The organism is Bradyrhizobium sp. HKCCYLR20261, assembly GCF_051168435.1.
Lineage (GTDB): Bacteria > Pseudomonadota > Alphaproteobacteria > Rhizobiales > Xanthobacteraceae > Bradyrhizobium.
Genome location: NZ_JBNPUZ010000007.1, coordinates 195,283 through 213,760 on the forward strand (window position 1 = coordinate 195,283; position 18,478 = coordinate 213,760).

16 protein-coding genes and 1 pseudogene are annotated in these 18,478 nt (G+C 66.0%); 6 read left to right on the top strand and 11 right to left on the bottom strand.

The window, feature by feature from the left end; translation table 11 throughout:
• Positions 1 to 10: 10 nt before the first annotated feature.
• Together ACQR1L_RS19015 and ACQR1L_RS19020 are read right to left on the bottom strand one after the other, a co-directional pair.
• On the bottom strand, positions 11 to 559 hold the full coding sequence (locus tag ACQR1L_RS19015; protein WP_434859443.1) for an NAD(P)H-dependent oxidoreductase: 549 nt from the start codon (positions 557 to 559) through the stop codon (positions 11 to 13).
• 28 nt (positions 560 to 587) lie between these two features.
• Positions 588 to 1,820 (bottom strand): acyl-CoA dehydrogenase family protein, encoded by a 1,233-nt coding sequence (locus tag ACQR1L_RS19020; RefSeq protein WP_434859444.1) that lies wholly within the window; start codon positions 1,818 to 1,820, stop codon positions 588 to 590.
• A 543-nt stretch (positions 1,821 to 2,363) separates the two neighbouring features.
• Here ACQR1L_RS19020 and ACQR1L_RS19025 point away from each other — a divergent pair.
• A complete protein-coding gene (locus tag ACQR1L_RS19025) occupies positions 2,364 to 3,071 on the top strand; it encodes a response regulator transcription factor (protein ID WP_434859445.1) in 708 nt (235 codons plus the stop codon).
• A 126-nt stretch (positions 3,072 to 3,197) separates the two neighbouring features.
• On the opposite strand, the gene ACQR1L_RS19030 is transcribed toward ACQR1L_RS19025, so the two are convergent.
• Both ACQR1L_RS19030 and ACQR1L_RS19035 read right to left on the bottom strand, forming a co-directional pair.
• Entirely contained in the window at positions 3,198 to 3,581 is a 384-nt protein-coding gene (locus ACQR1L_RS19030) for a DUF2147 domain-containing protein (protein WP_434859446.1), read from the bottom strand.
• Positions 3,582 to 3,729: 148 nt separating this feature from the next.
• Complete coding sequence (locus ACQR1L_RS19035; RefSeq protein ID WP_434859447.1) at positions 3,730 to 5,412, bottom strand: caspase family protein; 1,683 nt, start codon at positions 5,410 to 5,412, stop codon at positions 3,730 to 3,732.
• A 157-nt stretch (positions 5,413 to 5,569) separates the two neighbouring features.
• Here ACQR1L_RS19035 and ACQR1L_RS19040 point away from each other — a divergent pair, with 157 nt between their 5' ends.
• From ACQR1L_RS19040 to ahcY, 3 genes are all read left to right on the top strand, one after another.
• Positions 5,570 to 6,919 carry a hypothetical protein gene (locus tag ACQR1L_RS19040; RefSeq protein WP_006609480.1) on the top strand — a complete coding sequence of 450 codons (1,350 nt, stop codon included), beginning with the start codon at positions 5,570 to 5,572 and terminating at the stop codon, positions 6,917 to 6,919.
• A gap of 76 nt (positions 6,920 to 6,995) precedes the next feature.
• The gene (gene metK / locus ACQR1L_RS19045; RefSeq protein ID WP_434859448.1) at positions 6,996 to 8,192 is read left to right on the top strand and encodes a methionine adenosyltransferase; all 1,197 of its coding nucleotides are present in this window, start codon (positions 6,996 to 6,998) and stop codon (positions 8,190 to 8,192) included.
• A 201-nt stretch (positions 8,193 to 8,393) separates the two neighbouring features.
• Complete coding sequence (gene ahcY, locus ACQR1L_RS19050) at positions 8,394 to 9,815, top strand: adenosylhomocysteinase (RefSeq protein WP_434859449.1); 1,422 nt, start codon at positions 8,394 to 8,396, stop codon at positions 9,813 to 9,815.
• Between the two features lie 73 nt (positions 9,816 to 9,888).
• Here the strand turns inward: ahcY and ACQR1L_RS19055 are convergent, their stop codons facing one another.
• The 5 genes from ACQR1L_RS19055 to ACQR1L_RS19075 all read right to left on the bottom strand — a co-directional run bounded on the left by ACQR1L_RS19055 (position 9,889) and on the right by ACQR1L_RS19075 (position 13,952).
• Positions 9,889 to 10,761: an urea carboxylase-associated family protein gene (locus tag ACQR1L_RS19055; protein ID WP_434859450.1), complete on the bottom strand. Its 873-nt coding sequence runs from the start codon at positions 10,759 to 10,761 to the stop codon at positions 9,889 to 9,891.
• A gap of 107 nt (positions 10,762 to 10,868) precedes the next feature.
• The gene (locus tag ACQR1L_RS19060) at positions 10,869 to 11,900 is read right to left on the bottom strand and encodes a hypothetical protein (RefSeq protein WP_434859451.1); all 1,032 of its coding nucleotides are present in this window, start codon (positions 11,898 to 11,900) and stop codon (positions 10,869 to 10,871) included.
• A 170-nt stretch (positions 11,901 to 12,070) separates the two neighbouring features.
• On the bottom strand, positions 12,071 to 12,688 hold the full coding sequence (locus ACQR1L_RS19065; RefSeq protein WP_434859452.1) for a cytochrome b/b6 domain-containing protein: 618 nt from the start codon (positions 12,686 to 12,688) through the stop codon (positions 12,071 to 12,073).
• 54 nt (positions 12,689 to 12,742) lie between these two features.
• Entirely contained in the window at positions 12,743 to 13,021 is a 279-nt protein-coding gene (locus ACQR1L_RS19070; protein ID WP_172112682.1) for a PepSY domain-containing protein, read from the bottom strand.
• A gap of 184 nt (positions 13,022 to 13,205) precedes the next feature.
• A complete protein-coding gene (locus ACQR1L_RS19075) occupies positions 13,206 to 13,952 on the bottom strand; it encodes a DUF6881 domain-containing protein (protein WP_434859453.1) in 747 nt (248 codons plus the stop codon).
• 268 nt (positions 13,953 to 14,220) lie between these two features.
• Here ACQR1L_RS19075 and ACQR1L_RS19080 point away from each other — a divergent pair.
• Positions 14,221 to 14,712: pseudogene (locus tag ACQR1L_RS19080) on the top strand (AAA family ATPase).
• A 265-nt stretch (positions 14,713 to 14,977) separates the two neighbouring features.
• Here the strand turns inward: ACQR1L_RS19080 and ACQR1L_RS19085 are convergent.
• A complete protein-coding gene (locus tag ACQR1L_RS19085; protein ID WP_434859454.1) occupies positions 14,978 to 15,709 on the bottom strand; it encodes an alanyl-tRNA editing protein in 732 nt (243 codons plus the stop codon).
• Between the two features lie 146 nt (positions 15,710 to 15,855).
• The gene (locus ACQR1L_RS19090) at positions 15,856 to 16,581 is read right to left on the bottom strand and encodes a hypothetical protein (protein ID WP_434859455.1); all 726 of its coding nucleotides are present in this window, start codon (positions 16,579 to 16,581) and stop codon (positions 15,856 to 15,858) included.
• Positions 16,582 to 16,730: 149 nt separating this feature from the next.
• Between ACQR1L_RS19090 and ACQR1L_RS19095 the strand changes: the two genes are divergently transcribed.
• A complete protein-coding gene (locus ACQR1L_RS19095; RefSeq protein WP_434859456.1) occupies positions 16,731 to 18,188 on the top strand; it encodes a flavin-containing monooxygenase in 1,458 nt (485 codons plus the stop codon).
• Positions 18,189 to 18,478 lie beyond the last annotated feature (290 nt).

Here is an 18,478-nt window from a genome sequence, read left to right on the forward strand (position 1 = left end):
GGAGGCAAGTTCACGCGGCGTTCGCCCGGCGGCCGTCGAGCATCATGGCGAACTGCTCGACCGCATTGGCGATGCGCTCCGTGATCGCCGGCGCGAACGGTTGATCGATCTGGACGTCGCCGCTGCTGGCGTAGATCGCGGTCGAGACCGTGCAGGCCTCGAAGAAGCCGAACAGCGGACGGAGCTGGTGTTCGACCACCAGGGAGTGGCGCAGACCGCCGCCGACGGCCGTGAGCAGCACCGGCCGATTGCGCAAGCTGCGCGGTTCGATCAGGTCGAAGACGTGCTTGAACAGACCGGGATAGGAGCCCTGGAACACCGGGCATCCGATCACGAGGCCATCGGCCTGCTCGATGGCTTCGACGACAGCGCTGGCTTGGCCGTCGAGCCCGATGCGGGTGAAGGCGGCGAGGCCTGTGCCCGCATCGACGAGGTCGAGCACGTTGGTTTCGAAGCCGTGCTTGTCGCGCAGATCGGCAGCGACGGCTTCCATCAGTATGCGCGATTTTGCCGGCCGCCAGCTATTGCCGCAGAAACCGACGATCCGAGCTGTCGTCACGTCCACGCCCTCATGCCCAGCCGCACGTTCAGCCCGTGACCCCGAATACGGTCCATTGCGCGCCCGGGCCGGGAAGGCCGAGCAGCGCGCGGCCGCATTCCTCCACGATCTGGTCGGCCATCAGGATGTGCTGAGTGCCGGCGTGGATGTCGCGATAGAAACGCTGCATCGGCGTGTTGTGCAGCGAGGCTCCGCGCGCGGCGCGGTGCGCGAACGTCCCGACGTCGGACAGCACGTCGTGGATGTGGCGCAGCGACAGCTTGATCATCGTCAACTGGTCCAGCGACAGCTTCTTGCCGTTGGCGCAGGTCTCGGAGACGTCTTGCCAGGTTTCATGCACCAGCGCCCGCGCCGCGCGGAAGCGGGCTTCGGCCTGCGCGTATTGAAACTTGAAGCTCGCGCTCTCGCGCGATTTGCCGAAGGGGTCCTGGCGCTGCACGATGACCTTCACGAGTTCGTCGAGCATGCGGCGTCCGACGCCGACCGCCCAGCCCGAATGCGCCCAGGCGCTGTAGCCTGCGAGTCCGAGTCCGCCTTGCGCGCCGCCGCGGCGCGGCGCCTCGATGTCGAAATCGTAGGTCATGTGAGCAGGCACGAACAGCTCGTCGCCCTCGCTCAGCGTATAGTCGAAGCTTCCGGTCGCCCGCAGGCCGAGCACGTCCCAATTGCCCATCAGCTTGATCGTCGCGCGCGGATGATGGGCGACGACGATCTTGGGCTGGCCGTTCGGCCCCAACACCATGTCCTTGCCGGATGCGTCCGTCACGAAGCAGCCGGAATGCACCCACTCTGCATGCTGGATGCCGCTGCCATAGGCCCAATTGCCGCGGATCATATAGCCGCCGTCGACAGGGCGAGCGTATCCCCGTGGAACGCCGTTGCCGGCAATGGTGATATCCGGGCCACCAGCAAACACTTGTTTCACGCCCTCATCCTCGAGGTAGATGGCGAGTGTCGTGCCTTCCATGTTGCATCCGATCGCACACCAGCCGGCGGATGCGTGGGTGTAGGCGAGGCGCTCGATCACGGTCATCGCGTCGTAGGGAAGAAGCTCGGCGCCGCCGACCTCCTTCGGAAACAGCATGGTGTAGATGCCGGCCTTGCGCAGCGCGGCCACGACGTCATCGGTCAGATAGCCCTGCGCCTCGGCCTCGGCGGCTTTCGACTCGACCAGCGGAAGCAGAGCGTCCAGCCGGGCATGAAAGTCGGCCACCGTCGGCGTTGCGGTGGATTTGGCCGCGCGCTGTGCAAGAAGGCTCATGGTCGATGTCTCCAACGTCAGGCTGTTGGCCGCCCACGCGCGCATGGGCGGCGGGAAGGCTCGGGTCGGTGTGAACACGGGGCGGCGCTGTGCAATACGAGTCCGTCGCGTGCCAAGCCGGTTGGCACGTGTGATGGACGGCTTGCGATGATGTCGACCTTCCCCGTCGGAACCGCGCAACAATGGCCGCGCGATCACGATGCTTGGATGCTAGGGATGAGGTCGGTGAACGGGCAATCCCCCATCATGGGGGGGACGACAGAGGTGCACTGCCGCAAAGCTGAGCCCTTGGAACGAAGCTTTGCCGCTTCTTTTCGCTTGACCAGACAACAAGCAGCGACGAAGCTTTAAGCCTATAATAATCGCCAATTCCACGTCGTTGCTCTCGGGCGCGACACGATCTCGCGAGGAACGTTGGTGAGAGCCGAACAGGAGCATGGGGGTGGTCTGCCCGAGAGGCAGCTCGCAGATCAGCTGCTCTCGATCGCAGAGAGCCGGTCCGTTCGGTCACTCGGCATTGCCTGCTGTTCTGCGATTGCGCGCATGACAGGGTCGCCGACAGTCGGTCTCTATCTTCTCGATGGCCTCGAGCCTGAGTTGGTCTACAGCGATCATGTCGCCGAGGGCCTGCTGGAGAACTACAAGGCCGGTTTCTGGAAGTGTGATCCCGTGCTCGACTGCATCATGACCAGGGGCTGCGCGGCCGACGGCGAATCCGTGGTCGGTCCGCAGCAATGGCGGCACAGTGCATCGTTCGAGATGCTGCACGAATGGGGCTTTGCCTACAACATGGGTGGGCCGCTGTGGAGCAGCGACAAGATCGTCGGCGTGCTGTTCACCGCGACGACTAACAAGGATGCACCGTACACGTCGCGGACGCGGCAGCGCATGGAACTCCTGTGCCGTGCCGGCTCGCTCGCTTTGACGAACATGAAAGCCGGCGAGATCGAGGCGCATCTGAGTGGCAGCCCGGTTCACGAACCGGCACCATTGCTGTCCGCATCGCTTCCGCCACGCTCGGCCGAGGTGGCTGTTCGCGTGTGTCGTGGCCAAACCAACAAGGAAATCGCGCGGGAGATGGGGATCTCGGATCAGACCGTGAAGGAGCATGTCGCAAACCTGTGTCGCCGCTTCGGAGCCCACAATCGCACCGAGCTGGCGGCCTTGTTGCTGAACATGCCCGGCCGGCGATCCATGACCAAAGCACAGGTTGCGACCCGCGCCCCCGGCTGTCGCCCTCTCTCTTCTTGATCGATCGTCAGCGCTATCTGCGCCTGTGGGGGCGAGCTCGCCGAGAGAATCTGGGGAAGTCATCGGCGTCTGAGATCAGAGATGATCGAGCAGGATCAGGCCCTGCCGGATCCAGCTTTCCTGATCTCAGTTCGCCCGCGTCCAGGTCGATGACCGGCAGATCATGCCGCCGAGCGCACAGCCCGAGGTCGTCAGGGTGTTGCCCGAGAGGGTCATCTTGGCATCATAGGTCTTGCCGTCATCCGGATTGCTGTAGCTGCCGGCCCACGCGTTGGGACCCGTCGACTTCATCCCGGAGAACAATCGCTGGCCGACCTTGGCCGGGGTATCCGTGCCGTCCTTGATCCAGACCAGCGTGCCGCAGACGGCGCCGCCGCAGGGCGCGAACTTCACCTTCGAGGCGCCGCTCTCGCGCAGCCAGACACCGGTGACGTCGTCGGCGCGCGCGGCGTTGCCCAAAAGTGCAAGCGCCAAGCCCAGTCCAACGACGAGACTCTGTCGATTGATCATGTACGCCTCTCCCCGGCATGCGAGACGAACGTTTGCCTGCGGTCGCGGCGTCCGGCTGCGATCCGTGTCGTCTCTGTCGGCCGTGAGGATAGCAGGATTCGACCACGCTGCATCCGCCGCAGTGCCGGGTGATGCCCCCAGCCGCGGCTCATTTCGCCGCGAGATAGACCTCACCGAGCAGCGACGAGTTCGACCACGGCACCTGCTTGTTCTGGGTGGCGGCGACGACCTCGGCGCGGACGCGCGTCAGCATCTGCTGCACCTCGAGGCCGGGCGTGCCGATGTGTCGCGACAAGGCCGCCGAGAACGGGCTGTTGTCGCCCTGGCCGTCGAGCGCGACCTTGCCGGGCGCCGTGGCGAAGGCGATCAGCGTGCCCGCTCCGGACGTCGCGCCGGCCCCGAGCGACGTCGGCGCGGCAAGACCGCTGGCGCTCAGGCTTCGGCTCGCGCCGGGACTGGCTGTCATGGGAGCAGCAAACGGATTGTTGCGGCAGGCGTCGAGGATCAGGATGTTGGTGCGGATCTGGTCATCGAGACCGGCCAGGATCTGGTCCATGTCGATCATCGCGGTGACCACGTCGCTGCCTGCGGAGGGCGCGATGTCCGTCGGCACCAGATAGTTGCGGCCGTCGATCTGCACGCCGTGCCCGGCGTAGAACACCACGGCCATCTGCGCTTGCGCCTGCGCCGCCTCGCGCAGGAAGTCGCGTGTCCTGGCCTGCATCGCCGCGCGATCGAGATCGATGCCCTCGACGACGGTGAAGCCGATGTCGCGCAGGCTCTTGGCAACAATGCGCGCGTCGCGCGGCGGATTGGGCAGCGGCTGCACATGCGCATAGGCGCCGTTGCCGATCACCAGCGCCATGCGCGGCAAGGTCTGAGCCGCTGCCAGTTCGGAGGAGGGCGAGACTGCCGCCGGCTCGGCGCGTTGCGCCGGTGGAGCAGGGGGCTCGGACAGCAGCGACAGCCGCACCTTCGCGGTGGCCTGGTTGGCCTTGCTGCCGGCATCGGAGGCGGTGGGCTTCAGCGCCGCGGCATAATCGGCCTTGGCGGCATCGCGCTCGCCCTTCGCCTCATAGGCCAGCGCGCGATGCACATGCGCCGAGATGACCACACTGCCGGGTGGGGTCATCACATTGACGGGTGGATTCTGCGCCAGCCGGACCGCCTCGGAGGCATCGGCGATGGCGCGGTCGACATTGCCCTTGGCGCGCCAGATCACGCTGCGATTGACCAGCGGCGAGGCCAAGGCCGGATCGAGCCGGATGGCCTCGTTGATGTCGGTGAGCGCACTGTCGAGATCGCCGGTCGCCGCCTTGGAGATGCCGCGGTTCTGCCAGGACAGCGCGGATTTCGGCGTCAGCCTGATCGCCTGGTCATAGTCGGCGATCGCCTTGGCGTAGTCGCCCGTGCCGCGATAGGCATTGCCGCGGTTGTGGAAGATCGTGCCGCTCGGCGGGCCGCCCTTGAGCGCGTCGTTGAAATCGGCGATCGCGATCTCATACTCGCCCTTGTCGTAATAGGCCGAGCCGCGGAGATTGTAGATCGCCTGTGCCGGCTGCAGCCGCAGCGCTTCGGTCGCATCGGCGATCACATGGGCGTAGTCGCCTTTCTTGTTCCAGCCGACAGCGCGCCAGAAGTAGATCGTCCCTAACTGAGCGCCGGAGAACACTTTCAGCGCGATGATCTTGTTGCAGGCCGCGATCATCTGGTCGGCCGGCGTGGTCTCGGTGGTGCAGAGCGGGCCGAGCTGGGACTTCGACTGGGCCAAGCTGGGAGGTGCCCAGAGGGCCGTCAGCAGCGGTATCAGCAGCAGGAAAGAGCGGCGCATCGGCAGGGACCGGGGGGAAGCGAGGGCGGGAACCACTCCGGTTTGTTGCGTCCGGGCAGTTCCGGGTTCAGCCCCTTTCCATTGGTGGGCAGAAGGTGCTACAGCGTTGGGCCAACGGGCATCTGCCCACCCTCGTTTCCCACCCGTTCCCGGCCGCATGAAGAACGATCAGCTGCTCGCCCAGATCACGGAGTTCTGCCGCCAGTCGGACATGGCGGAATCGACGTTCGGCCGCCGCGCCGTGAACGACGGCAAGCTCGTGCAGCGGCTGCGCGAGGGCAAGCGCATCACCATCGACACGCTGGACCGCATCCAGGCCTATATCGCAGCGTCCACCGGCACGCTGCCGCCGCCGCGGCTCGACGTTGTGCCGGAGAAGCGCGACCCCAAGAGCAATTTCCGCTTCTTCGAGAACCGGCAGAAATATCTGCTGTTCGTGCACACCTGCAGCGAGAAGCGGGTGGTCGCCGAGCGCGTCGGCCTGGAGCTCGCCAGCATACATCCGCGTCCGCCCGCGTTGCGGCTGTTCGACGCGGGCGTCGGCGACGGCACCGTGCTGTCGAAGGTGCTGCGCACGATGCACGGCCGTTTTCCACACATTCCGTTCTATGTCGCCGGCAAGGAGCTGAGCCTCGAGGACGTCCGGCTGACGCTCGAAAAAGTGCCGGACCGGCTGTTCGAGCATCCGGCCTCGGTGTTCGTGTTCACCAACATGAACTATGCCGAGGCACCATGGCTGACGCCGGCCTCGCCCTCGGTGGCGGCCTCGATGATCTGGCACGAGGTCGTGCTGCAGGGCGATTCCTCGGGAGATTTCGAGGCCCAGATCACGGCGCTGAAGCCGTTCCTGGAGCAGAACTGGCGCGCCAACGTCTCCCAGCGGACGGGCATGCCGGTCTATGAGCGGCCGATCGCGCTGGTGCTCTATCGCGAGGACCACCGCTTCCTGCTCGACAACATCATTCCCAGGGCAGGGCGGGTCGAGGCCAATTTCGACCTGATCATCGCCTCGCAGCCCTACCGGGCGCGGTCCTCGGTGAATTTCCGCGCCAAGCGCATCATCGCACCGCTGGCGCGGGCGCTGAAGCCGGGCGGCCGGCTGATCGGAATCCACTCCCACGGCCAGGATCCGGGCCTGGAAATCATCCAGTCGGTGTGGCCCGGAGAAAATCCTTTCTCGGTCAGCCGCCATGAGCTATTGCGCGCCGTCAAGTACGAGCTGGGCTCCAGTGGGCGGGACTTAAATTTTAACGCCTATGCGGACAATCGCTCGATTTTCAGGTATGAGATGGAGGCTCTGCCCAACGAGGTCACCGGTGCGATCGGAACCTCGACGGCCTTTGCAGCCTGGAACGCGGCGGTGTATGTCGCGCAGATCGAGGAAGACCGCCTGACCGAGGTGGCCCACTCGTCCCGCGCGCTCGACGCCGCCAGAGAGGTCCTGCGAAAGCACAACGGGCTGTGGTTCTACGACGAGTCCTACGTCATCTCGCGGCGTCGCGACTGACATCCTGGGGATCAATCGAGGTCACCTTGAGATCAATACAAACGACCGCCGTGGGCGGCAAAGAAGGGGTTGCTTGATGCGCGCGTCATATCTGTTCACGTCGGAATCGGTGTCCGAAGGCCATCCGGACAAGGTCTGCGACCGCATTTCGGACGAGATCGTCGACCTGTTCTACCGCGAAGGACCGAAGGCCGGCATCGATCCGTGGGCTATCCGCGCCGCCTGCGAGACGCTGGCCACCACCAACAAGGTCGTGATCGCCGGTGAGACCCGCGGCCCGTCCTCGGTCACCAACGAGCACATCGAGCACGTCGTCCGCGAGGCCATCAAGGACATCGGCTACGAGCAGAAGGGTTTCCACTGGAAGACCTGCGACATCGAGATCCTGCTGCACCCGCAGTCCGCCGACATCGCGCAGGGCGTCGACGCGCTGCAGCCGGGCGAAGTCAAGGAAGAGGGCGCCGGCGACCAGGGCATCATGTTCGGCTACGCCACCAATGAGACGCCGGATCTGATGCCGGCGCCGATCTTCTACGCCCACAAGATCCTGCGCCTGATCTCGGAAGCCCGTCACTCCGGCGTCGAAAAGGTGCTCGGCCCGGACTCCAAGAGCCAGGTCACCGTGCAATATGAGAACGGCAAGCCGGTCGGCGTGCGCGAGATCGTGGTCTCGCATCAGCATCTGGTCGAGGACATGACCTCGGCGCAGGTGCGTGAGCGCGTCGAGCCCTACGTGCGCAAGGCGCTGCCGGAAGGCTGGATCACTTCGAAGACGATCTGGCACATCAATCCGACCGGCAAGTTCTTCATCGGCGGTCCCGACGGCGATGCCGGCCTCACGGGCCGCAAGATCATCGTCGATACCTACGGTGGCGCGGCTCCGCATGGCGGCGGCGCGTTCTCCGGCAAGGACCCGACCAAGGTCGACCGCTCGGCCGCCTATGCGGCGCGCTATGTCGCCAAGAACATTGTCGCCGCCGGTCTCGCCGACCGTTGCACCCTGCAGCTTGCCTACGCCATCGGCGTGGCGCGGCCGCTGTCGATCTATATCGACACGCACGGGACCGGCAAGGTGTCGGAGGATGCGCTGGAGAAGGCCGTGGCCAAGGCCATGGACCTGACGCCGCGCGGCATCCGTACCCACCTCGACCTCAACCGCCCGATCTACGCGCGCACGTCGTCCTACGGCCATTTCGGCCGCACGCCGGACAATGAGGGCGGCTTCTCCTGGGAGAAGACCGACCTCGTCGAGCCGCTCAAGCGCGCGGTGTGATGCATACGTCATCTCTCTCCGCGCGCGGGGAGAGATGACAGCCGATGCTTCGCATCGGTGTCGTCAGACTGAAGACGGCGGCAGAAGGCCGCCGTTGCCTCTCCCCGTGAGGAACGGGGGGAGTGATCTGGACTGCGCCTCGACGCGTCTCTCTTCGTTCGTCACGACCAGTTTCGAATTCATCCGACCAGGAAACCCGACATGACCGCCAAGCCAGGCTTTACCGACTACATCGTCAAGGACATTTCGCTCGCCGAGTTCGGCCGCAAGGAGATCTCGCTCGCTGAGACCGAGATGCCCGGCCTGATGGCGACGCGCGAGGAGTATGGCCCGAAGCAGCCGCTGAAGGGCGCGCGCATCGCAGGCTCCCTGCACATGACCATCCAGACCGCGGTGCTGATCGAGACGCTGGCCGCGCTCGGCGCCGACATCCGCTGGGTCTCCTGCAACATCTACTCGACCCAGGACCACGCCGCCGCCGCGATCGCCGCCGCCGGCATTCCGGTGTTCGCCGTCAAGGGCGAGACCCTGGTCGATTATTGGGACTACACCGCCAAGCTGTTCGACTGGCACGGCGGCGGCCACCCGAACATGATCCTCGATGACGGCGGCGACGCCACCATGTACGTCCATCTCGGCCTGCGCGCGGAGAACGGCGACACCGCGTTCCTCGACAAGCCGGCCTCCGAGGAGGAGGAGGTGTTCTTCGCGCTTCTGAAGAAGCAGCTCAAGGAGAAGCCGAAGGGCTACTTCGCCGAGATCGCCAAGTCGATCAAGGGCGTGTCGGAAGAGACCACCACGGGCGTGCATCGCCTCTACGACATGCAGAAGGCCGGCACGCTGCTGTGGCCCGCGATCAACGTCAACGACAGCGTCACCAAGTCGAAGTTCGACAACCTCTATGGCTGCCGCGAGTCGCTGGTCGACGGCATCCGCCGCGGCACCGACGTGATGATGTCGGGCAAGGTCGCGATGGTCGCCGGCTTCGGCGACGTCGGCAAGGGCTCGGCCGCCTCGCTGCGCCAGGCCGGCTGCCGCGTCATGGTCTCCGAGATCGATCCGATCTGCGCGCTGCAGGCGGCGATGGAGGGCTATGAGGTCGTCACGATGGAAGACGCCGCGCCGCGTGCCGACATCTTCGTGACCGCCACCGGCAACAAGGACATCATCACCATCGAGCACATGCGCGCGATGAAGGATCGCGCCATCGTCTGCAACATCGGCCACTTCGACAACGAGATCCAGGTCGCCTCGCTGAAGAACCTGAAGTGGACGAACGTCAAGCCGCAGGTCGACGAGATCACCTTCCCCGACGGCAAGCGCATGATCCTGCTGTCCGAAGGCCGCCTCGTGAACCTCGGCAATGCGATGGGCCACCCGTCCTTCGTGATGTCGGCGTCGTTCACCAACCAGACCCTGGCGCAGATCGAGCTCTACGCCAACAACAAGGACGGCAAGTACAAGAAGGAAGTCTACGTGCTGCCGAAGTCGCTCGACGAGAAGGTCGCGCGCCTGCACCTGTCCAAGATCGGCGTCAAGCTCACCGAGCTGCGTCCCGACCAGGCCGCCTATATCGGCGTCAAGCAGGAAGGCCCGTTCAAGTCGGACCACTACCGCTACTGATCGCAGCGCTCACGCGCGGCGGAGACGACGAAGGCCGGGGCATCGCCCCGGCCTTTTGTTTGTCCAGCTCCGTTCAGCCGCCCGCGCGCGCCGCGCCGTGGCCGCGATGATAGTCGTTCGGCTGCGGCCACGGCCAGCCGGCCAGCCGCGTCCGGTCGGGCTCGTAGATCTCGACGCGCAGCGGATGGCAGGCCGCCGCATCGCTCGAATGCGTCGCGCCGCAGTCGCCGCCCGGGCAGGCCGAGAGCGCGCCAATGAGGTCGATCTCGGCCAGGAACTCGATGAAGTCGCCGGGACGCACCGGGCTCGCCTTCATGAAGTACTGATGCGTATCGCGGGTGAAGCCGGTGCACATGAAGACGTTGAGGACGTCGTGCACGTGATGCTCGACGGCTCGCGGCTCTGCTTTCAGCTCGGCGGCCAGCGCACGCGACAGGTTCGAATGGCAGCAGAAGTCATAGCTGCCGCCGCTGAGCAGGCGGTTGGTGTAGGGATCGCAGCGCGTGCCGATCACGTCGTGGATGCCGGCGCCGTCGGCGTCGAAGCCGTACCAGCCGAGCGTGTCGTAGCTGATCGTGGCCATCGGCCGCAGGTTCGGCATGGTGCTCCACAGCCGGTCGCCGGTGGAGACGTGCGTGGCATGCAGCGCCCGCGTCTTGCCGCTGAAGAAGCGCTCGGACAGATCATGCGCATGCCACAGATTGAGGTCTCCGACCTGCGGGCCCTCGATGCTGACGATGCGGAAGAACTGCCCGCGCGCCACCCGAAAGCTGCGCGCATCGCGCGGCGGCACGATCACCTCGTCGACCTTGCTCAGCGTCTGCCGCGCCGCCTCGAGCATCGTCATGTCCGGCCGCGGCAGCGTGCCGGCGGGATAGACAATGGCGGGGCGGACTGCGCGCCGTGCGGCGGCATCGGCGGGCTCGGGCGGCGATTGTGATGGCATGATCGTCTCATGAGGCGGCAGGTGGGAGACCGTCACCATAGCGCCTCTCGGCCGCTTCTGTCCCGGGCGGCCGATTGCCGTCCGGACGGCCGATCGACTGGCCTGCGTTAGCCGGTCCGTCGCGAGCCCAGCGCCGAGGCGCGCACGGCCTTCGCGCGCTTGGCGGGATGATGCTCCGACCGCGCTGCGATCCGCTTATGCTTCTTCGTCTCCGCCGCCGCGAGCTTCACGGCCGGCGTGCGGTGCTTGGTGTATTCCTCGCCGTCGACCGGGCCGACATGCGGCGGGTCGCGATCGAGATAGGGCCGGCCGATGCCATAGCTCTTGCCATTGGCGTCGACCCACTTCCAGAGCTGCTCGGTCGCGACCCAGCGCTGCGCGCGGGTGGCGCCGTTGACGCTGACGATGTCGGCCGCGAGCCCATGGCCGTAGCCGCCGCGCAGGCTGCCGCCGTGATAGGAGCGGTTGCTGGCGGCCTTCAGCCCGCTGGCGATCTCCTGGCGATAATCGTCGCGGAAGCCGCTGGTGATGCCCGGCGCGAGCCCTGCGGCCTCGGCGGCGTGCAGCGTGTGAAACAGCTTCAGCTTGAAGCCGCGGTCCATGCCGCCGATGACGTATTCCGCCATGCTGCGGCCGACGCGCTCGGCGGCCTTCGGATCCTTCCAGGTGAAATCATTGTCCACGAGCCTGGTGAAGCTGCGCGTCACCTTGACCAAGCGACCCTTGCGCTTGATGGTGACCACGCGGCGCTCGGTCTCCCTGATCTTGTCCAGCTTCGGCGCGCGCTCATACAGCGCGAACAGATAGCGGTCGACGCAGGCGTCGATATCGGGGCACTCGTCGAGGATTTCGATACGATCGGCGCTGGCGACGGTGGGCTTCGGGATGTCGCCTGACGGTGCCGGCGATTCGTCGGCAGGGAGAGCCGCCGACGGCGTGATCGATGCCGTCGTCAGCGCCGTTTCCGACGAGAGCGGCTGCGCAGCCGCGGCCTCGGTCGTGGTCACCGCCGTGACCTCTGCAACGACTGGCGTCGCCGCCTCCGGCTCGGCAGCGCCGGCAGGCCAGGCCATGACGCAGCCGGCGAGGACAAAAGATCGGCACAACGCACGCGTGGTGAACTGCTGCGAGCTCATCATCCGGCCTCCGAGATCCAGGCCCCTGCGAGCAGGAGCGGTCAGGCATCCGATACCTGCGATTGTTCGGTGCCGGGCGGCCGGGCGCAATATCACAGCGTGTGCCGCCGGCAGCTTTTGCGTGACCTGTGACATCAGCGCAACGGCCGCGGATTGCGAGTTCCGTGTGTCGCTTATGAGTTGAGTCTTGGGCGGTCGCGGTGCGCGCGAGGCATCGTCCGCCGCAGCAGCTTGCGCCCGGTCAGCATGGCGCGCGCGAGATTCTCGCCCTGCATCCGGCTCACCAGCACGACGCCGGCGACATGCAGCACGACGAGCGGGATCAAGAGATACGACGTCACCTCGTGGGTGTCCTCGACCCACCAGAGGCCGAAGAAGCGCACGGTGACCTGCATCGCGCCGGTGACCGCGGAGACGATCAGCACGAGCAGCAGCACAAGCTGCATCGCCGTGCCCGCGGGATTGAGGCCGAGATAGCGGCCGGTCTTGCCGCGCCGCAGGCTCCACAAATAAGAGGGCGTCGCGCGCAGCCGCGCCTTGAGGCTGCGAAAGCGCGAATGGCGCGTGCCGATCAGGCCCCAGATCAGTCGGAACGCGAGCAGCCCGAGGATTGCGTAGCCCGCCACCCGGTGCAGCCCATCATAAACGTTCGGCGTCACCCAGGCGATCAGCACCAGCACGGCCAGCAGCCAGTGCCACAGGCGCAAGGGAAGGTCCCAGACCTGCACCGTCTCGGCCGGGTCCGGGGTCTTCACGCTGGCGCTGGGAGCTGTGCCGTGCATCGGTATCATGTCACGTCATCCAGCCGCGCCGGATGACGCCTCTGCCGACTACGTCTCTGCCGCTTACTTGGCGACGGTGTGCTTCAGGCTGAGGTCCTCCGGGCTGTAGAACAGCTCGTACAGCTTGCCTTCCTTGACGCCATACACCTCGTAGCAGCTGCCCTCGATCTTGGAGCGGCGCACCTCGTAGCCCAGCGCCTTGGCCTTCGCCTCGGCCTCGGCGGCCGGCTTCCACTGCGCCTTGTCGAGCTTGGTGCAGTCCTTGTAGCCGTCGGCCAGGGCCGGCGAGATGGCGAAGCCGGCGAGTGCGGCGCCGAGCAGGGCGGCGGTGGTCAGTCTCATCAATCCCTCCAATGAGCAAATTCAAACACGATGCATCGTGGGATCAGGGAAGACGGCAATGGCATGAATGTGTCAACGGAGCGGCAGCTGGAATCGCTCTTAGAGGACTTCCAAATTCGTCCCGAAGCTGCAAAACAAGGGGTGCCGCGCTTGCCCCCGCATCCGCGACGTTAGGTCTCGCTCATCACTTGAAGCCCAGTGCCTTCCGCCACACCGCCTCGAAGTCGGACGCCGAGATCTCTCGCGCGGAAAATCCGCTGAGGGCATTGATCTCGGAAAGCGACGGAATCGTGCCTTCCGGCATGACGTCGCGCCAATTCGCCTGAGCGAAACTGCAGGTCTCGAGCCGGCCGTCGGGATACATCCTGATCCACCGGATCGGACAACGATCGCGGTCGAGCTCGCCATAGCACTCGATTTCGGTATCGCCGTCCGGGGGATTGATCGTGTGCATGTAGCTGTGCGGCGGTCCGACCGACGGCGGCGGAGGCCGGGAGCGAAGATGGTTGATCAAGTCCAGCGCGGCTCGTTGGCTTTCGGGCGGCGCGATCCAGCTCGTCTCCTGCTCGCTCAATCCCAGCGCGGCAAGGAGCTCGGCGACCAGGAGCGCGACGCCATCTGTGGCGAGTTCGGCGCCATCGATGAAGGCGGTCGGCCCCGTCGCGCCGAAATGCTCGATCTGGTGACGCAGCTCCATCAGCAGAACAATGCGACCCGACCCGAGTCTGAGGAGCACGCCTGACGCGTCGCCGAGCCCGCCCTCCTGCCATGCCTCGACCGTCCAGCCGTGGCTTGCCGCGAGCTCCGTCAGTCGCCGTTTCACCGTCACAATGGCCATGTCCACGTTCGGAAAGCGATAGTCGAAGATCTGTTCGGCGTGAGTCATGGAAGGCTCGTCATTGAATGGGCCGGAGGTGCCGATGCTGCGCACATCGAACGCAAAGGGACGATGGTGATCGGTGCAGCACGCCATTGTAACGGGACGGGCCCGCGGATCGTCAACGCCGGCAAGGTGCTCCCTGGACGACGTCTCCGATCTCTGACAAGATCACCGGCATGATCTCACACGTCCACCTCGCAGGCGCGGCCCTCGGGCGCCGAATTACCGACCCGGCCTGATCCGTCGGGCCGGGCGATGCTGCCTGCGAACTATCTGTGAACGTGTCGAGTGCCCGAGCTGGCGCCGGAGGTCTTTCATCATGTCTTCGAACCCACCCACGCTGCACCTGGTGTGCGGCAAGATCGCTGCCGGCAAGTCGACGCTCGTGGCTGAGCTCGGCCGGCGCCCGGCCACCATCGTGGTCGCCGAGGACGACTGGCTGGCGCAGCTCTATCCAGGCGAGCAGACCAGCCTTGCCGACTATGTCCGGAATTCGTCGCGGCTGCGGGCCGTCATGGGGCCGCATGTCGTGGCTCTGCTGTGTGCCGGCGTCTCGGTCGTGCTCGATTTCCCCGCCAACACGCTGGCGAGCCGCGCCTGGATGCGCGGCCTGTGCGAGGCGGCCCGCGTGCCGCATCAGCTGCATCATCTCGACGTCCCCGACGAGATCTGCAAGGCGCGGCTGCGGGCGTGAAACGAAGCGGGTGGGCATGCCTTCACGGTGACGGACGAGGAGTTCGACCTGTTCACGTCGTACTTCGTGGCGCCGACGCCCGAGGAAGGGTTCGACGTGATCGTGCATCGGCCCTGACGTCGCTGGCCGCGCAAGGGCCAGCTCCATCCGCCCGTCATTCCGGGGCATTCGCACGTTCGCGCGAGCGGACGTGCGAATGAGCCCGGAATCCACAGCCACAGGCCGGCATGAGCGGTCAGATCATCGTGGAGAAATCAACCCACGCTCTAGGGGAGGCGTGGCTATGGATTCCGGGCTCGCGCTGCGCGCGCCCCGGAATGACGCCGGAGAGAGTTTGGCCTTCATCGATGACGACGTGGCGGCGACGCGTTGAACGGCGCGTCTATGCCGCACCCGAGCCGATCCGAAATCTTCGGTTCTGCCGGCCCTTGTTGTCGACCTTCAGAATGCGGATGCGCCGCGCCTTTGCCGTCGAGACCAGATGCGTGCCGCCGCAGGCCTGGCGGTCGAGGCCGTCGATGTCGACGATGCGGATCATGCCGTCGGCCTGACGCGGCGGGGCGACGGATTTGGCGCGGAAAAGTCCGGCTGTGGCCTGCGCCGCGTCGTAGTCCATGTCGAATGTGCGCACCGGGCGGTCGTCGGCGATCGCGGCGTTGACCGCGTTCTCCACCGCGCGCAGCTGCTCCGGCGCCACTTTCGGCAGATCGAAGTCCACGCTGAATTCGTCGGTGTCGGTCATGCGGACGCCGGTCAGCAGCGCGCCGTCGAACAGCGTGTACACCGCGCTGTTGACGAGGTGCGCCACCGTGTGCTGCTCGCACATCCGCTGCCTGAAGGCGTGGTCGACGCGCAACTCGATTGTCCCGTCGGGAATGGCCTCATCCCCGATCAGGTGCCAGAGGCCCTCGGCGGTCGCCTCGAAGCCCACGACGTCGCGCACGATCCCGTTCCAGGCCATGGTGCCGCGGTCCGGCAACTGACCACCGCCGCCCGGATAGAACGGCGAGCGCGCCAGCAGCACCGCGCCCGGGCGGGCGTCCAGCGTGGGCAGGTCGAGGCTCAGCACCTCGGGATGCTCGACGGCGAAGGGACGGGGAAGAAAGTCGGTCATGCGAATGGGATCGCTGCGTAGCCTGGATGAGCGCAGCGACATCCGGGTTCACCGAGAATGCGCATGAGACCCCGCATGTCGCTGCGCTCATGCGGGCTACGAAGTCTACGCAGCGTGGTTGATCCGTGCAATGTGCCTGCCGTCCTTCACCGGCACGCCGCCACGCTGAACCACGCCATGCGAAACGCGCCGTCGCGCAGGCGCAGGCACACGGTGTCGCCCGGCTGCAGCCGCTCGTGCAGTGCCTGTGGCACATGCGCCTGCGTCGGCGTTGCGAACGGTCCCCAGGCCTCCAGCGTCACCTGGTGGCCCGCGAGCCGGCTGTGGCCGAGGTGTTTTGACAGCACCCGGCTGCGCAGCAGGGCCGGGGCCGAGCGATCGAGTGCGGTGTTGAACTGGCCGAGCGTCCCGAAGGCATAGGCGCCGACGAAGACAGACGCGAGCAGCAGCCGCCAGCCGCGCCGGCGCAACTGGGTTTCGAACCGCATGGCGACGACGAGGAAGATGATGGCGACGGCGATGGCGAACGCCGTGAGCGGCAGCCAACTGACGAGGTTGACATCCGAGAGCGTGCGCGCAGCGAGCGTCCCGGCGGCCACGATGCAGCCGGTGCCGAGATTGGCGCCGTAGCCGGAGCCGAGTCCGATCCTGAACAGGCCGGGGAAGCGCAGCGTGAGGATCAGCGCCAGCAGCGGAATGACGGTGACCACCGCGATCAGTTGCCCGGCCGGAAAACTGGGGAACAGCGACCAGGCTCCCAGCCCGATCGCGGTCAGCGAAAAGCCCAGGGCGATGCGCTTGGCCCGCACGCTGTCGCGTTCCCGGCTGCTGCCGTCGCCGGGCGTCTGCTGAAGCGGGTCGGGGGCGTTCATCGCGAGGTCCGTCTCATCGGGGTCATCTTGATAGAGCAGGAGAGTTGATCGAATGCCAATGCACGGCCGATTTGACAGCGGCGAGCAGGGTTGCAACTGTCGGTGACGAGACGCAAGACGCTCGCTTCAGGGAACGCCAGGACCGCCTCATGTCAACAGAACATGTCGACGTGCTGATCGTCGGCGCCGGACTGTCCGGCATCGCCGCCGCCTATCATCTGCAGCACAAATGTCCGGGCAAGCGGTTCGCGATCCTGGAGGGGCGGGGCGCCATCGGCGGCACCTGGGACCTGTTCCGCTATCCCGGCATCCGCTCCGACAGCGACATGTATACGCTCGGCTATTCGTTCAAGCCGTGGACCGATCCCAAGGCGATCGCCGACGGGCCGCAGATCCTGAAATACGTTCGCGACACCGCGACCGAGAACGGCATCGACCGCCACATCCGTTTCAACCATCGCGTCATCCGTGCGTCCTGGTCGAGCGCGGACGCGCGCTGGACGGTGGAAGCCGAGCGGACGACGGAGCAGGGCACGGACACCGTGCAGATCACCTGCGGCTTCCTGTTCATGTGCTCGGGCTACTATCGCTACGAAAAAGGCTATCTGCCGGACTTCAAGGGCATGGCGAATTTCAAGGGCCGTATCGTGCATCCGCAGGCCTGGCCTGAGGATCTCGACTATGCCGGCAAGCGCGTGGTGGTGATCGGCTCCGGGGCCACCGCCGTCACGCTGGTTCCGGCCATGGCCAAGACCGCGGCGCATGTCACGATGCTGCAGCGCTCGCCGACCTATGTGGTGTCGCGTCCGGCGCAGGATGCGCTCGCCAACAAATTGCGCCGGCATCTGCCCGCGAGCCTCGCCTATCACCTGATCCGCTGGCGCAACGTGCTGTTCGGGATGTATTTCTTCCAGCTCAGCCGGCGCAAGCCGGAGCGCGTCAAGCAGCTCATCCTCGGCGGCGTGCGCGCCGCGCTCGGCCCGGGCTACGACGTCGCCACCCATTTCACGCCGCGCTACAACCCATGGGATCAGCGGCTGTGCCTGGTGCCGGACGGCGACCTGTTCAAGACCATCCGCGAGCAGCGGGCGTCAGTGGTGACGGCGGGGATCGAGACCTTCACCGAGCGCGGCCTGCGCCTGTCCGATGGAAGCGAGCTCGAGGCCGACGTGGTCGTCACCGCGACAGGACTCGTGCTACAGGTCCTCGGCGGCATCGAAGTGGTGGTCGACGGCCGCAAGATCGATTTCGCCAAGACCCTGAACTACAAGGGCATGATGTATTCCGACGTGCCGAACCTCGCGGCCACGCTCGGCTACACCAATGCCTCCTGGACGCTGAAATGCGACCTGACCTGCGAATATGTCTGCCGCCTGCTCAACTACATGGACCGGCACGGCTACCGCCAATGCGTGCCGCACAATGAGGACACCACCGTCATGCCGCTGCCGTCGCTCAGCTTCAGCTCCGGCTATGTGCAGCGGTCGATCGCCGACCTGCCAAAGCAGGGCTCGAAGCGGCCCTGGCGGCTTTACCAGAACTACGCGCTGGACATCGTTTCGCTGCGTTTCGGCAAGGTGGATGACGGGGTGATGCGGTATTCGTGATCTGACATCTGCCTCGGCAGGCCGACTGAGCTTCACCGCGAACTATCTCTCCTCACCCTGAGGAGCCCGCCTATAGGCGGGCGTCTCGAAGGGCGAGGCCCGAGCGGTGGCCTCATGGTTCGAGACGCGCCGCAACGAACACTGCGCGTTGTCTCCACCAGTCCCGCGGCGCTCCTCACCATGAGGTTCTGGCACCCAAGCGGTCCTGCACACCGACCATGAACACGCCAAGAGGCGTGTTCATGGAGAGGATCGGCACCCGGGGGGCTTGCGCGCCGATCCTGGAACAC